The organism is Streptomyces sp. NPDC058662, assembly GCF_042716255.1.
Taxonomy (GTDB): Bacteria; Actinomycetota; Actinomycetes; order Streptomycetales; family Streptomycetaceae; genus Streptomyces.
The window spans coordinates 40,308-53,215 of record NZ_JBHXRU010000005.1 but is presented as its reverse complement, the minus strand read 5'-3'; the positions used below and the strand labels follow the sequence as shown (position 1 = coordinate 53,215).

Below are 12,908 nucleotides of genomic sequence, written 5' to 3'. Positions count from 1 at the left end.
TTTCTGAGGGATGGGAAGAGAGGGGCGTTCGCGCGGGCGCACTACCGGACTGTCCCTTGAGAGCGCTCCCAGAGATGACGCGGCGACACCCGCGGCCAGTGAGTATTCCGGAGGTGTAATGCCCATGGCAACACCTGGGCGCACCCCCTACACCCCTTTGACCTGCGGTTTTCTATTCGAGCCGGCAGCATAACGTTCTCTTAAGGCTGGCTTGATCTGCGCGGAAGCCGACGTGCCGGCGTGCGCGCACGCGTCTCCACCCCGCCGCGCGCGGCCCGCGCGTCGGTGCGCGGGCCGCGGCGCACACCGCTACGCGAGCGCGCACATCCGGATGACCACCGCGCTGTCGCCGTCCGGTCGGACGAGCCCGACGAAGACCGTCTCCGCGAGCCGGCGGTGCGCGGCGCGCCCGCGCGGTGGGCCCGATCCGGCTGGTGTGACCGGGGGAAACGCTAGGGAACCGACCTCGGGTCGGGGCCCCGTCCCGGGCCGCCGTGCCCGGTCCGGCCGGCGCCGCCGGGCACGCGCCCGCGCCTCGGTACCGAGTTCAGCAGCAGCCGGGTGTACGGGTGTTCCGGCGCGTCGAGGACCCGGTCCACCGGTCCCGACTCCAGCACCGTGCCCGACTTGAGGACGAGCACCTCGTCGGCGACGTGCCGTACGACCGCCAGGTCGTGCGTCACGAACAGGTAGCCGATCCCCGACCGGCGCCGGATCCCGCGCAGCAGGTCGAGGATCTGCGCCTGGATCGACACGTCGAGCGCGGCGACCGCCTCGTCCAGTACCAGCACCCGGGGCTCCACCGCGAGGGCGCGCGCGATCGCCACGCGCTGGCGCTGTCCCCCGGACAGCCCGCGCGGCAGGGACACCGCCTCGCGGGCCCCGAGTCCGACCTGGTCGAGGAGTTCGCCGACCCGTGCCGTGCGCGCGGCCGCGTCCAGGCCCGTGTGCAGCCGCAGTACCTCGTCCAGGCAGCCGTTCACGCTCACCCTCGGGTCGAGGGACAGGTAGGGGTCCTGGAAGACCATCTGGATCTCCCGGGCCCTGGCGAGCCGCTCGGCCCGGCCCCGGGCACGGGCCGAGCGGTCCCGGCCGTCGAGGCGGACCGTGCCGCCGTCCGCGCGCTCCAGGCCCACGAGCATCCGGACCGTAGTGGTCTTGCCGCTGCCGGACTCGCCGACGATCGCGAGCGAGCCGCCCGGCGGCAGGGTGAACGACACCCCGTCGACCGCCGTGTGCGCGCCGTACCGCTTGCGCAACCCGTCGACGACCAGGCCCTTCGGCCCAGCGTGCGTTTCCGTGTGCCTCACAGAAGGATTCCTTCCCCGGCGCGGAGGCACGCGGCCAGTCCCTCGCCGTGCGGTGCCAGTTCGGGTTTCTCCCGTGCGCAGCGCGCCACCGCGTGCGGGCAGCGGGCGGCGAAGGAGCAGCCGGGCGGGTCCTCGGCCAGTGAGACCGGCCGGCCCGGGACGGGCCGGGGCGCGGGCGAACCCGCCTCGATGCGCGGGGTGCAGGCGAGGAGCCCCGCCGTGTACGGGTGGCGGGGGCGGTCGAAGAGCTCGTCGGTGGAGCGGGTCTCGACGATCCGGCCCGCGTACATCACGTACACCCGGTCGCAGATCGCCGAGGCCAGTTCCAGGTCGTGGGTGACGAAGAGCATCCCGGTGCCGCGCTCGGCCCGCAGCCGGGCCAGGATCGCGATCACCTCGGCCTGGGTGGTGACGTCCAGCGCGGTGGTCGGTTCGTCGGCGAGGAGCAGGGCCGGCTCGGCGGCGAGGGCGGCGGCGATGACGACCCGCTGGAGCATGCCGCCCGAGAACTGGTGCGGGTAGCGGCGCAGGGCGCCGCGCGGATCGCGGATGCCGACGGCGTCGAGGAGTTCCTCGGCGCGCGCGGCGGCCCGGCCGGCGGGGGAGCCGGAGGCGCGCAGTCCCTCGGTGAGGAAGTCCCCCACCCTGCGCAGGGGGTTGACGCAGGCGCGCGGGTCCTGGAAGACCATGGCGACCTCGCGGGCCCGCAGCGCGGCCAGTTCCCTCGGGGGCATGCTCAGCACGTCCCGTCCGGACACCCGGACCTGCCCGCTGGTACGGGCGCCCGGCGGCAGCAGTCCGAGGACGCTGCGGCAGGCCACGGACTTGCCGGAGCCCGACTCCCCGACGAGGCCGACGGTCTCCCCGGGCCGTACCGTCAGGCTCACCCCGTCCAGGACGGGCCGGGCGGCCCGGTCGTCCGCCAGGCGTATGCCGAGCCCGTCGATCTCCAGGACGGGCGCGTTCAGTGTCGTGGTCATGGTGTTCACCTCTCCCGCCGTGCGATCCGGTCGGCGAGCCCCTCGCCGACGGTCGCGAAAGCCACGACCGCGAGCACGATGCACGCGGACGGCGCGAGCGCCGGCAGCATCGCGCCCTGGAGGACGGCCCCCTGGCCCTCGTTGATCATGGCGCCCCAGTCGGCGGTCGGCGGCTGGACGCCGAAGCCGAGGAAGGACAGTGCCGCCAGGTCCATGAGCGCGTACCCGAAGTTCATCGCGGACTGGGCGAAGACGGTCGGCGCGATGTTCGGCAGGAGGTGGCGCAGGCACACCGTCCAACCGGACCAGCCCTGCACCACGTACGCCTCGATGTACGGCCGTCGCTTCTCCTGCCGGGCGAGGCCGCGCACCAGCCGGCCCACGTACGGCGTGTAGGCGACGGACATGGCGATGACGGGCGCGGTCATGCCGGGGCCGACGACGGAGACGAGCAGGATCGCGAGCATGAGCCCGGGGATCGCGAAGACGAGGTCCATCGAGCGGGACAGGACCGCGTCCGCCCAGCCGCCCCGCCAGGCCGCCACCACACCGAGCAGCATGCCGAGCAGGGTGGAGACGCCGACCACGAGCAGCGGCCCCAGGAGGCCGGTGCGGGCGCCGTGCAGCAGCCGGGACAGGATGTCCCGCCCCGACTGGTCGGTGCCCAGGAGGTGCTCCGCGGTGGTGCCGGCGAGGCTCGCGGAGAGGTCGAGGGCCTCGGGGTCGTACGGGGCGAGGACGGGTGCGAGCACGGCGACCAGGACGAGGCCGGCGAGCACCGCGACGGAGAGTGCGAACAGGGGGCCCCGGCCGAGGAGGCGCAGTCCGCGCAGGCCCGGCCTGCGGTACGGCCCCGTGGTGAGGGTGGTCGTCATGAGGGGCCTTCCCCGGGGGAGAGACGGGGGTCGATGACGGGGGCGAGCAGGTCGACCGCCAGGTTGACGAGGACGAAGGCCGCCACGCTGAGCAGGGTGACCGCTTGGACCACCGCGAAGTCCTGGGCGGTGACGGACTGCACGAGCAGTGAGCCGAGCCCGGGCACGTCGAAGGCGGTCTCCACGATCGAGGTGCTGATGACCAGGCCGGCGAGCATGGTGCCGCCCACGGTGACGACCGGACCGAGCGCGTTGCGCAGCGCGTGCCGGCGGACCACCGTGCGGCCGGGGACGCCCCGGGCGCGGGCCACCTCGACGTGCTCGCGGCCGAGTTCGTCCAGCAGCGCGGAGCGGGTGACCCGCGCCAGCAGGCCGACGAAGGTCAGGGCCAGGGCGAAGGCCGGCAGGGTGAGCTGGTGGAGCCGGGCGCCGAGGCCCTCCGCGGCGCCGCCGCCGGGGCCCGGGAACCAGCCGAGCTGGACCGAGAAGAGCGAGACGAGCACGATCGCGGTGACGAAGGACGGGGTGGCGGTGGCCACGCCCGTACCGATGAGCACCGTGCGGTCGAGGGGACCGGGGCGCAGCGCCGCGAGGATGCCCGCGCCCACCCCGAGGACGGCGACGAGTACGGCTCCGTAGCCGACGAGGAGCGCCGTGCCGGGCAGCCGGGAGCCGAGGAGGGCGGTGACGTCCTGGTGGTACTGCGCGGAGCGCCCGAGGTCGCCGCTGAGGAAACCGCCGAGCCACGTGCCGTACTGGACCACGAGGGGATCGTCCAGCCGGTGTTCGGCGCGCAGGACGGCCACGGCCTCGGGGGTCGCGGGGCGGCCGTGCAGCAGGAAGGTCACGGGGTCGCCGGGAGCCAGGTGGATCGCGCCGAAGACCACGACCGAGGTCGCGAACAGCACGGCCACCAGACCCAGGAGCCGCCCGAGGAGGAAGCGGGTCATGACTGTGCGGCCCCGATCGTCGCGGCCCACGGGTAGTAGAGCTGGGCGATGCCGGTGGGCGCGCCCGTGATCCGCTTGCCGAGGAACACCGAGTACGGCGCCTCGTACACGGGTATGACGGGCAGTTCGCGCAGGGCGATCTCCTGGAGTCTCGCGGTCAGGTCGGCGCGCTTGCCGGGATCCGGCTCGGAGTTGGCCCGGTCGAAGGCGGCGTCGAATCCGGCGTCGGACCAGTTGCCGTAGTTCCCGAAGTCGCCGGTGCGCAGGTACTGGTAGAACTCCAGCGGATCCGGGGTGTTGTCGTAGCCGTTGGTGATGACCAGGTCGATCCCCTTCCGGGCCGCCGGGTCGACGAAGATGCCGCTGTACGCGTCGGGCGAGACGGGCTTCAGCTCGACGTCGAGGCCGATCTGGCGGCCGGCCGCCTGCACCGCGTTGGCGACCACACTGACCTCGGGCGCCAGTGAACTGGTCACGACGGTGATCGTGCGGCCGCCGGCGCTCACCTCCCGGACCAGCTGCTTGGCGCCCTCGACGTCGTACACCGGCTCAGGCAGCGTGTCGTACAGGGCGGCGGTCCGCTCCGGGGCCAGGGCCCAGGCGCCGCGCGCCGCGGGGGCCTTGGCGGGAACGCCCACGCCGCCGGCCGCCGCCTTGACGATGTTCTTCCGGTCGAGGGCCATGGACAGCGCCCTGCGGACCCTGAGGTCGCCGAGCGGGCCCTGGAAGTCGAGTACGGCGAGGTTCGCGGCCGCGGTGTTGGGGCCGAAGAGGACCGAGCCCTTCCCCGCGGCCCGCAGCAGGGCGAAGGAGGTGGAGGGAACCATGTAGCCGCCGTCTGCGGTGCCGGACAGGAAGGCGTTGACACGGGCGGCGGCGTCCTCGATGAAGGTGAACTTCACGGAGCCGGACTTCGGGACGAGTTCCTTGTCCCAGTAGGCCGGGTTCCTGCGCAGTGTGATGCTGTCGCCCTGGGTCCACTGCGCGAGGGAGAAGGGGCCGGTGCAGTTCAGGGCGCCCTTGGGCGTGCCGTAGTCCTTGCCCGATGTGGCGAGGGACGCGGCGCTCACGACGGTGCCGGGGGAGGCGGCCAGGAGCTCGTGGAAGAGGACGTCGGGCTTGCCGAGGCGGATCGTCACCTCCAGCGGACCGGTCTTCTCCACGGAGTCGACGTTCTTGAAGGCGGAGCCCCAGGGGGAGCCGGTGGCCGGGTCCATCTGGCGTCTGAGGGAGGCGACGACGTCGTCCGCGTTCATCGTGGAGCCGTCGTGGAACTTCACGCCGGGCCGCAGGGTGTAGACGAGGGTGCCCGGTTCGGGCTGGTCCCACTTGACGGCGAGGCCGGGCTCGATCCTCAGGTCCGGGGTGACCCGCAGCAGCTGCTCGCAGACGTTGGCGAGCACGGTGTTCGGCGGGTAGTCGTACGCGAGGGCGTAGTCGAGGGTGTACGGCTCGGCGTACAGCGACCAGGTGAAGGAGTCCAGTTCGCCCCGGGCGGGCGGGGAGGTCGGGGTGACGTCGAAGCCGGCGCCGCCGGTCGTGCCGGTCTGCGGCCGGGCGGCACCGGAGCAGGCGGTGAGGGAGGCCGCGAGCGCGGCGGTACAGGCGAAGGCGATGATTCCGGGCATGCGCATGCAGAGCCACCCCTTTACGGGTGTTGTGACGGGCACGGGGGGATGGAGCGAGTATTGATGCGGGAACGTTCCCGCACAAGACTTCGACGAGGTTTGCGGGAACGGTTTTGCGGAGGTCGTAAGGGTGGCAGCATCGGTCCCATGACCGAAGCTCCAGGGCCCGGCGGGCAGCTCTCGCCGCCCACCCCGCGCGTCCGCCTCGTCGACGTCGCCCGCGAGGCGGGCCTGTCCAAGACCACCGTCTCGGCGGCGCTCAACGGCACCGGCCGGCTCTCCCCCGACGTACGGGAGCGGGCCCGCGAGACCGCGCGCAGGATGGGCTACCGGCCCAACGCCACCGCGCGCCAGCTGCGCGCGGGACGGGCCCGGCTGATCGGATACGTGGTCGGCGAGCTGGCCGACGCCCCCTGGACCTTCCTGGAGTCGCCGTACTTCGCCCGGCTCACCGGGGCCACCGCCGCCAGCGCGCTCGGACGCGGGTACGCGATGGTGCTGCTGCCCGCCGGGTCGCTGCAGAGCGAGTGGTCGGCGCTGCCCCTCGACGCCGTGGTCGTCGCCGACCCCGTCGCCGACGACCGGATCGTCGAGGACCTGATCGCCGCCCGCATCCCGGTCTTCAGCGACCGGTCCGTGGAAGGCCTGCCGGAAGCCCACTGGGTCGACGTCGACGCGACCGCCGCCGTCCACCAGACCCTGGACCACTTTCTGGCCCAGGGAGCCCGGCGGCCCGCGCTGGTCGTCCCCGACAGCACCACCCGCTTCCACCGCGAGGTGTTCGCCGCCCACCGCGACTGGTGCGCCGCGCACGGGCTGCCGGAGCTGGTCGTCCGGGCCGCCGAGCCCGGCAACGGGCCGGTCGTGCGGGCCGTCGAGACCGCCCTGACGGCCGGGCCGGAGCGCCCCGACGGCCTGTTCGTGGTCGCCGAGGCCAGCCCGCCCCTCGTCCTGGACGCGGCCCGCCGCCACGGCTACGACGTCCCCGGCGACCTCCTCCTCGCCTGTGTCAGCGAGGACGAGACCGCCGTGCACACCGCGCCGCCGGTGACCACGCTCAGCCTGCGCCCCGACGCGGTCGCGGAGGCCGGGATCGAACTGCTCGTGGCCGTACTGGAGCACGGGCGGCGGGAGACCGGCGGGATGATCGTGCCGGTCCGCCTCGACGTCCGGGCCTCCTCGGTCCGGACGCCCGGACCTCGGAGGCCGGGCGCGGGGCCCCCGCAGCCGGGACCGGGACCACGGCAGCCCGGCCCGGGACCTCGGCAGCCCGGCGGGAAGCCTCCTCAGCCGCCGTGCACGAGTGCGCCGCCGACGTAGGTGCGCTCCACCCGCGCCTCGGCGATCTCCTCCGGGGGCGCGGCCAGGATGTCCCGGTCGAGCACCACGAGGTCGGCCAGGTGGCCGGGAAGGAGGCTGCCGGCGTCGTCGCACCCGTTCACGTGCGCGGAACCGGCGGTGTAGGCGGCGATGGCCGACAGGAGGTCGATGCGCTGGTCGGGCAGGAAAACCCGGTCGTCGGCGGCGCCCGGCTCCTGGCGGTTCACGGCGACGTGGAGGCCCGCGAGCGGATCCGGGCTGGAGACGGGCCAGTCGCTGCCCGCCACCAGGGTGGCGCCCGCCCGCAGCAGCCCTCCGAAGGGGTACTGCCAGGCGGCGCGCTCGGGACCCAGGAACGGAATGGTCAGCGTGTCCATCTGCGGCTCGTGCGCCGCCCACAGCGGCTGGATGTTCGCGAGGGCGCCGAGCGCCGCGAAGCGCGGCAGGTCGTCGGGGTGGACGACCTGGAGGTGGGCCAGGTGGTGCCGGTTGCCGCGCCGCCCGTTGACGGCGGCGGCGGCCTCGATCGCGTCGAGCGCCTCCCGTACGGCCCGGTCGCCGAGCGCGTGGAAGTGGACCTGGAAGTCGAGGGCGTCGAGCTGGGTCACGTAGCCGCGGAGGGCGTCCGGGTCGACGAAGCTGAGACCGCTGTTCGCGGTGGCGCAGCCGCAGCCGTCCAGGTACGGAGCGGTCAGCGCGGCCGTGAAGTTCTCCGCGATGCCGTCCTGCATGATCTTCACGGAGCCGGCCCGGAACCGCCCGTACGTCAGTTCCTCACGGCGCCGCACCAGCGCGGGTATCTGCTCGGCGCCGCGCTCGCGGTCCCACCACAGCGCGCCGCTCACCCGGGCGGTCAGCGAACCGTCGCGCGCCGCGGCCGCATAGGCGGTCGAGGGGTCCGCCATCCCGTTGAAGTCGCCGAGTAGCGCATCCTGCCAGCCGGTGATGCCGAGCGAGTGCAGTAGCTCCTGCGCCCGCAGCAGGCCCGCGAGCCGGTCCTCCGGCGTCTTCGGCGGCACCAGCCGCGCGACCAGTGCCGTCGCGCCCTCCTGGAGCATCCCGCTGGGGAAGCCGTCCGCCTCGCGCTCCATCCGTCCGTCGGCCGGATCCGGGCTGGCGGCGGTGAGGCCCGCCAGTTCGAGGGCCCGCGTGTTCGCCCAGGCCCCGTGGTGGTCCCGGTTGGAGAGCAGCACCGGCCGGTCCGGCACCGCGGAGTCCAGCAGCTGCCGGGTCGGCAGCCCGCCGGCGAAGCTCTCCATGGACCAGCCGCCGCCGGTGATCCACTCCCGCTCCGGGTGCGCCCGCGCGTACGACCGGATCTGCTCCAGGTACACGTCGGCGTCGACGACCTCGCTCAGATCGCACTCCGCCAACTCGACGCCCCCGCCCACCGCGTGGATGTGGGCGTCCTGGAAGCCGGGCAGCAGCAGCCGGCCCGCGAGGTCCACCACTTCGGTACGGGGCCCGATCAGCTCCCGTACCTCGTCATGGCCGACGGCGGCGATGCGCGTGCCCGTGACCGCGAGCGACGTGGCCCGGGTACGGGCAGGATCCATGGTGAGGACGGGTCCTCCGGTGAAGACCAGATCGGCGTGGGGCATGCGGCGGCTCCCTGCATGAGTGCGCGCTGGGCGGCTTGGGGTGGCGGGGTGGCGGGTGACGGACGCCATCGAAGCCCGAGAGCCGTTTACACGTCAATGGCGTTGACGTAAGGTCCGCCCATGTCCGAACGCGTGGTCCCCGAAGCCGGCCGGCGGCGACGCCGCCCCACCCGGGCGGGCTCCGTCCTCTCCGAACGCCTGATCATCGAGACAGCCCTGCGTCTCGTCGAACAGCACGGCGCGAACGCGCTCTCGGTGCGCAGGCTCGGCACCGCCCTCGGCGCCGACCCCACGGCCCTCTACCGCTACTTCCGCAACACCGACGCCCTGCTCCTCGCCCTCGCCGACGAGGTCATCGGCCGCGCACAGGAGGGCTGGACGGCCACCGGCGACTGGCGCGCCGACCTCCGCGCGATGGGCCTGCGCATCCACACCGCGTACCTGGCCCAGCCCCAGGCCGCGCTGCTCGCCGCCCACCGCACCACGGGCCGCCCGCACGAGACCCGGGCCGTCGAGACGATCCTCGCCATCCTCCGCGACGGCGGCTTCCCCGACGCCGTGGCGGTACGGATCTACCACGCCTTCGTCGACCAGGCGCTCGCCTTCGCCGCCCAGGACGCCGCCGCCGCGGCCCTGCCCCCGCCGGCAGCGGCGGCCGACGCCGAGGTCTGGCACGCCGCCTACGGCCGTCTCCCCGCCGACACCCACCCGAACATCGCGGCGACCTTCCCCCTCCTGGCCGCCGACATGCGCGACAGCGGCTACCCCTTCGCCCTGGAACTCACCCTCACCGGCGCGGCCGCCCTGCACCCGAACGCGCGCCGCTGACCACCCCGCGGCCACCTCCGAGACCCCGGCCCGACACTTACGGAAGCGCCGCGCCGCCCCGGCCGGTGCGGCGGAAGGCGGCGACGCCGGTCAGCCGCCGCCGCCGAGGCGACGCCACGGCCTCGCGTACCAGCGTCGCGACCGCGCCAGACGCTCCGCCGCGCGGGTCAGATCGGTACGGCTGCGCGCGGTGTCGGGATGGTCCGGGCCCAGCACACGGGTGCGGGTGTCGAGGACCCGCTGGAACTGCGCGACCGCTTCCGGGTGCCGGCCGAGGCGGTGCAGTGCCATGGCGAGGTTGCTGCGCCCGGTCAGGCTGACGGGATGGTCCGCGCCCAGAATGCGTTCGTCGGTGTCGAGGTTCCGGCGGTGCAGGTCCGCTGCTTCCCGATGGCGGCCCCGGTCGTTGAGGACGTTGGCCAGGTTGTTGCGGCTGCTGGACGTATCGGGGTGGTTCGGCCCCAGCACCCGTGTGTAGTCGGCGAGGTTGTGGCGGTGCAGGTCGACTGCTTCGGCGTGACGGTTGAGGCCGTCCAGCGCGCTCGCCAGGTTGTGCCGGCTGCGCAGGGTGTCCGGGTGTTCCGGTCCGAGGACGCGTACGCGATCTACGAGGTTCCGCTCGTGCAGCTCGACGGCGTCCGCGTCCCGTCTGAGGTTGTGCTGCGCGACGGCCAGGCTGTCGATGCTGCTCAGTGCGTCGGGATGGTCCGGGCCCAGGAGGCGCGTACGCGCGGCTGCTGCCCGGCGGCTCAGACGCAGAACCTCGGCGGCCTCACCGGCGGTGCTCAGCAGACGCGCCAACGAGTGCAGGGCGCCGATGAGTTCGAGGTCGTCGCCGCATCCGTCGAGTTCGGTGAGGGCGAGCGCGTGAGGCGCCAGAAGCCTGCCCAGGGGCCAGTCATCGGTGCCTACCTCGCACAGGCCCTCCACCGTGGCCACGATGTGCTGGGCGAGAGCCCGGTACCAGCGGTGCGGGTCGGTGGACTCGCTGGTCAGGGCAAGGGCCGAGATCTCACGGATCAAGGGGTGGAGCGAGACCCGCGCGAGGGTCTCGTCGCTCTCGCCCGGACCGGTCGCCGGGGCGTCCACGAGACCGTAGGTGTGCAGGCCGTTGATAGCCGCGTCGACGTCGGCCGCGGTGGCGGCCACTCCGGTGACCGCCGCCACGAGCGCCGGGGTGATGAGCGACAACGGCACTGGTGCGGCGCCGAACAGCGACAGCAGGCGCAGGACGGGGCGTGCCCGGGTATTGCCACTGGCGGTGAGCTGGTCCAGGGAGAGGTCCCAGGTGTGGCGGACGAGGCGGCGGGCGACGTCCGGGTCGGAGGCGTCAGGGTGCTCGGCGCCGAGCAGCGCGGGCAGTTCGTGGTCCAAAGCCTGCCCGTACGCGGTGAACGTGCGGTACCGGCCGGCGACGGTGCCCAGGTAGCGGCCGGCGGCGTGGAGTGCGAGGGGGAGGCCGCCGAGCCGGTCGGCGAGCAGCCGCGCGGCCTGCGGGGTGCCCGCGCCGGGCGCGCCGTCGAGCAGGGCTTGGGCGCCGGCCTCCGGTAGGAGGGGACCCAGGCGGTGCACGACGGCGCGGCTGCCCCACGTGTCGGGGTGCGTGTCCCGGCTGGTGACCAGCAGGAGTCCGCTGCCGCCGGGGCGGATCCAGCCGCGGTAGGAGGCGACGGGCTCCCTCCCGGGGCCCATGGCAGCGGGCTGGTCGACATTGTCCACGACCAGCAGCCAGGGACGCCCGGTACCGAGCTGCTGCCACACCACGTCCGGCAGGTTCGCCCGGCCCGCACGAACCGCCTCCAGCTGTTCTTCCGGAAGCCCGCGGGCAACCGCGACGCGCGTCATCTGCTCGGCCAGGTCGCGCTCGTCGCGCCACGGTACCCAGAACACCGGCGTGCCCCCGGCACCGGCCCGCTCGGCCAGGAGAGCGGCCAAGGTGGTCTTGCCCACCCCTCCCGTGCCGCACAGCACCGCGAACCGGCCATCGGGACGACGCGGCATCGCCAGCAGCGCGGCCAGGTCGGCGTCCCGTCCGCGCACCGGCCCCCCGGTGTGCGCCGGCGCGAGGGATCCGGGCCTTCCGGCGGCCAGCACCCGCTCCAGGGGGAGCTGCCGAGGACGGGCGCGGTCCGCGCCGCCGTCCGTGCTCCTGGCTCGGAGTTGCAGGGCGACCGACGCCAGGACCAGGACACCGAACGCGGTCCACACGAGCCGGGGATCCCGGGCCCAGGCGGGGACCGCTGCCGTCACGTAGTTCGTGACCACACCCGTTCCGGCCGCGACCAGCGCTGCTCCCGCCGCGGCCGCCGATCCCGCCCGTGCTCCCGCTCGCCGCACGTCGCCCCCTTCGCGTCGCCCGGCGACCAGCATGCCGCTTGCCGGTCGGCCGCAGGGCGCGATGCCGAAACCCGGCGGTGTTCAGCAGCTGCGCCGCATGCGGCGCACGAGGAGGAAGATGAGGAGGGCGGCCCCCGCCGAGAGCAGGGGAGTCCACTTGGATCCCGCCGCGTGCGCCGCCTGGGCGGCCTTCTCGCGGACGGCGTCGGGGGTCTTGTCGGCGGCGAGATGTCCGGCGCGCGATGCGGTGTCGCGGACGTGCGCCGCGGTGTGCGTCGCCGTGGTGAGGAGCGGCTCGGGTGTCCTGCTCTTGGCCGCCTCCGTCGCCTGGCCGGCCTTGTCGCGGAGCTCGGCGGCGGCCTGTTTGGCCCTGGCGAGCGTGTGGTCCTTGAGCGCGGCGGTCTTCTCCTTGGCCGTGCTCCCGGTGTCGGCGTCGGCCGGCGCCCCGGCGTCGGCCCGCCCGGGTTCGCCCGGTGCGGGCTGCTCCCGCAACGGTTCACCGGAGGAGGCGGAGGGCTCGTTGCCGTCGTGCTGGCTGGTCATCGGTGTACTTCTCCATCCCGGCCGTCAAGGCCGTCTCGTTGCTGGGGTGCGCTGACGATCCCTGCCGCGATGATCTCGCGGGGAGCGGCCGGATTCCCGGCGCCGAGCTGGGCTCTACTCCACTCGGGCGCAGCGAACCGTGTCAGGGCGGCGGCGGAAGGAGAGGTCCCAGGGGGCCGAGGTCGAGATTGAGGTCCTCCAACGCGTACCCGTGCTCGGCGCACAGGTCGGCCAGCCGGTCGTGGAGTGCCATGAGGGTGGCTCCCAGTTCCTCCTCCTGCTCGTCGGTGAGGTCCCCCGCGTCCACGCGGCGCAGTGCCTGGCGCTCGATGAGCTGGCGCAGCAGTTCGACCAGGGTGAGGACCAGTTTGAGCAGGTCCTCCTCCACCGTGTCGCGGTCGGTGTACATGCGGTGGGCCGGGCGCGGCGGCGTGCGGTGCGGCGTCGGGGGTGCCTGGATGAGCTGGAAGGCTCGCGACATCGAGTCACCGACATCCGCGAGGCCGGGATCGCGATGCGTCGGCCGGTCTCGGTGC

Annotated in this window: 11 protein-coding genes; 2 read left to right on the top strand and 9 right to left on the bottom strand. The window is 74.0% G+C overall.

The genetic code is table 11. The features are described from left to right. Positions 1-452: 452 nt before the first annotated feature. The 5 genes from ACFWUQ_RS03845 to ACFWUQ_RS03825 are packed head-to-tail and all read right to left on the bottom strand — an operon-like array spanning position 453 to position 5,749. A complete protein-coding gene (locus tag ACFWUQ_RS03845) occupies positions 453-1,310 on the bottom strand; it encodes an ABC transporter ATP-binding protein (protein WP_384532294.1) in 858 nt (285 codons plus the stop codon). Continuing rightward, the gene (locus tag ACFWUQ_RS03840) at positions 1,307-2,290 is read right to left on the bottom strand and encodes an ABC transporter ATP-binding protein (protein ID WP_384532291.1); all 984 of its coding nucleotides are present in this window, start codon (positions 2,288-2,290) and stop codon (positions 1,307-1,309) included. The genes ACFWUQ_RS03845 and ACFWUQ_RS03840 overlap by 4 nt, the downstream gene beginning before the upstream one ends. A gap of 5 nt (positions 2,291-2,295) precedes the next feature. After that, on the bottom strand, positions 2,296-3,165 hold the full coding sequence (locus ACFWUQ_RS03835; RefSeq protein WP_384532288.1) for an ABC transporter permease: 870 nt from the start codon (positions 3,163-3,165) through the stop codon (positions 2,296-2,298). Further along, the gene (locus ACFWUQ_RS03830; RefSeq protein WP_384532285.1) at positions 3,162-4,115 is read right to left on the bottom strand and encodes an ABC transporter permease; all 954 of its coding nucleotides are present in this window, start codon (positions 4,113-4,115) and stop codon (positions 3,162-3,164) included. The genes ACFWUQ_RS03835 and ACFWUQ_RS03830 overlap by 4 nt, the downstream gene beginning before the upstream one ends. Next, positions 4,112-5,749, bottom strand: coding sequence for an ABC transporter substrate-binding protein (locus ACFWUQ_RS03825; RefSeq protein ID WP_384532282.1), 1,638 nt, complete (start codon positions 5,747-5,749; stop codon positions 4,112-4,114). The genes ACFWUQ_RS03830 and ACFWUQ_RS03825 overlap by 4 nt, the downstream gene beginning before the upstream one ends. Before the next feature lie 141 nt (positions 5,750-5,890). On the opposite strand from ACFWUQ_RS03825, the gene ACFWUQ_RS03820 reads away from it, so the two are divergent. Further along, complete coding sequence (locus ACFWUQ_RS03820) at positions 5,891-7,063, top strand: LacI family DNA-binding transcriptional regulator (RefSeq protein WP_384532279.1); 1,173 nt, start codon at positions 5,891-5,893, stop codon at positions 7,061-7,063. Here ACFWUQ_RS03820 and ACFWUQ_RS03815 read toward each other — a convergent pair. After that, positions 7,030-8,664 carry an amidohydrolase gene (locus ACFWUQ_RS03815; RefSeq protein WP_384532276.1) on the bottom strand — a complete coding sequence of 545 codons (1,635 nt, stop codon included), beginning with the start codon at positions 8,662-8,664 and terminating at the stop codon, positions 7,030-7,032. The two genes, ACFWUQ_RS03820 and ACFWUQ_RS03815, sit on opposite strands and share 34 nt — an antisense overlap. Before the next feature lie 120 nt (positions 8,665-8,784). On the opposite strand from ACFWUQ_RS03815, the gene ACFWUQ_RS03810 reads away from it, so the two are divergent. Beyond that, complete coding sequence (locus ACFWUQ_RS03810; protein ID WP_384532273.1) at positions 8,785-9,492, top strand: TetR/AcrR family transcriptional regulator; 708 nt, start codon at positions 8,785-8,787, stop codon at positions 9,490-9,492. 90 nt (positions 9,493-9,582) lie between these two features. On the opposite strand, the gene ACFWUQ_RS03805 is transcribed toward ACFWUQ_RS03810, so the two are convergent. From ACFWUQ_RS03805 to ACFWUQ_RS03795, 3 genes are all read right to left on the bottom strand, one after another. Beyond that, positions 9,583-11,829, bottom strand: coding sequence for a tetratricopeptide repeat protein (locus ACFWUQ_RS03805; protein WP_384532271.1), 2,247 nt, complete (start codon positions 11,827-11,829; stop codon positions 9,583-9,585). A gap of 81 nt (positions 11,830-11,910) precedes the next feature. After that, entirely contained in the window at positions 11,911-12,372 is a 462-nt protein-coding gene (locus ACFWUQ_RS03800) for a hypothetical protein (protein ID WP_384532268.1), read from the bottom strand. Between the two features lie 142 nt (positions 12,373-12,514). Then, entirely contained in the window at positions 12,515-12,853 is a 339-nt protein-coding gene (locus ACFWUQ_RS03795) for a gas vesicle protein K (RefSeq protein WP_384532265.1), read from the bottom strand. Positions 12,854-12,908: the final 55 nt, after the last annotated feature.

Excerpts from the sequence above, each read along its gene's own strand:
- ACFWUQ_RS03840 (WP_384532291.1), bottom strand. The coding sequence starts at position 2,290 with ATGACCACGACACTGAACGCGCCCGTCCTGGAGATCGACGGGCTCGGC.
- ACFWUQ_RS03835 (WP_384532288.1), bottom strand. The coding sequence starts at position 3,165 with ATGACGACCACCCTCACCACGGGGCCGTACCGCAGGCCGGGCCTGCGC.
- ACFWUQ_RS03830 (WP_384532285.1), bottom strand. The coding sequence starts at position 4,115 with ATGACCCGCTTCCTCCTCGGGCGGCTCCTGGGTCTGGTGGCCGTGCTG.
- ACFWUQ_RS03825 (WP_384532282.1), bottom strand. The coding sequence starts at position 5,749 with ATGCGCATGCCCGGAATCATCGCCTTCGCCTGTACCGCCGCGCTCGCG.
- ACFWUQ_RS03820 (WP_384532279.1), top strand. The coding sequence starts at position 5,891 with ATGACCGAAGCTCCAGGGCCCGGCGGGCAGCTCTCGCCGCCCACCCCG.
- ACFWUQ_RS03815 (WP_384532276.1), bottom strand. The coding sequence starts at position 8,664 with ATGCCCCACGCCGATCTGGTCTTCACCGGAGGACCCGTCCTCACCATG.
- ACFWUQ_RS03810 (WP_384532273.1), top strand. The coding sequence starts at position 8,785 with ATGTCCGAACGCGTGGTCCCCGAAGCCGGCCGGCGGCGACGCCGCCCC.
- ACFWUQ_RS03800 (WP_384532268.1), bottom strand. The coding sequence starts at position 12,372 with ATGACCAGCCAGCACGACGGCAACGAGCCCTCCGCCTCCTCCGGTGAA.
- ACFWUQ_RS03795 (WP_384532265.1), bottom strand. The coding sequence starts at position 12,853 with ATGTCGCGAGCCTTCCAGCTCATCCAGGCACCCCCGACGCCGCACCGC.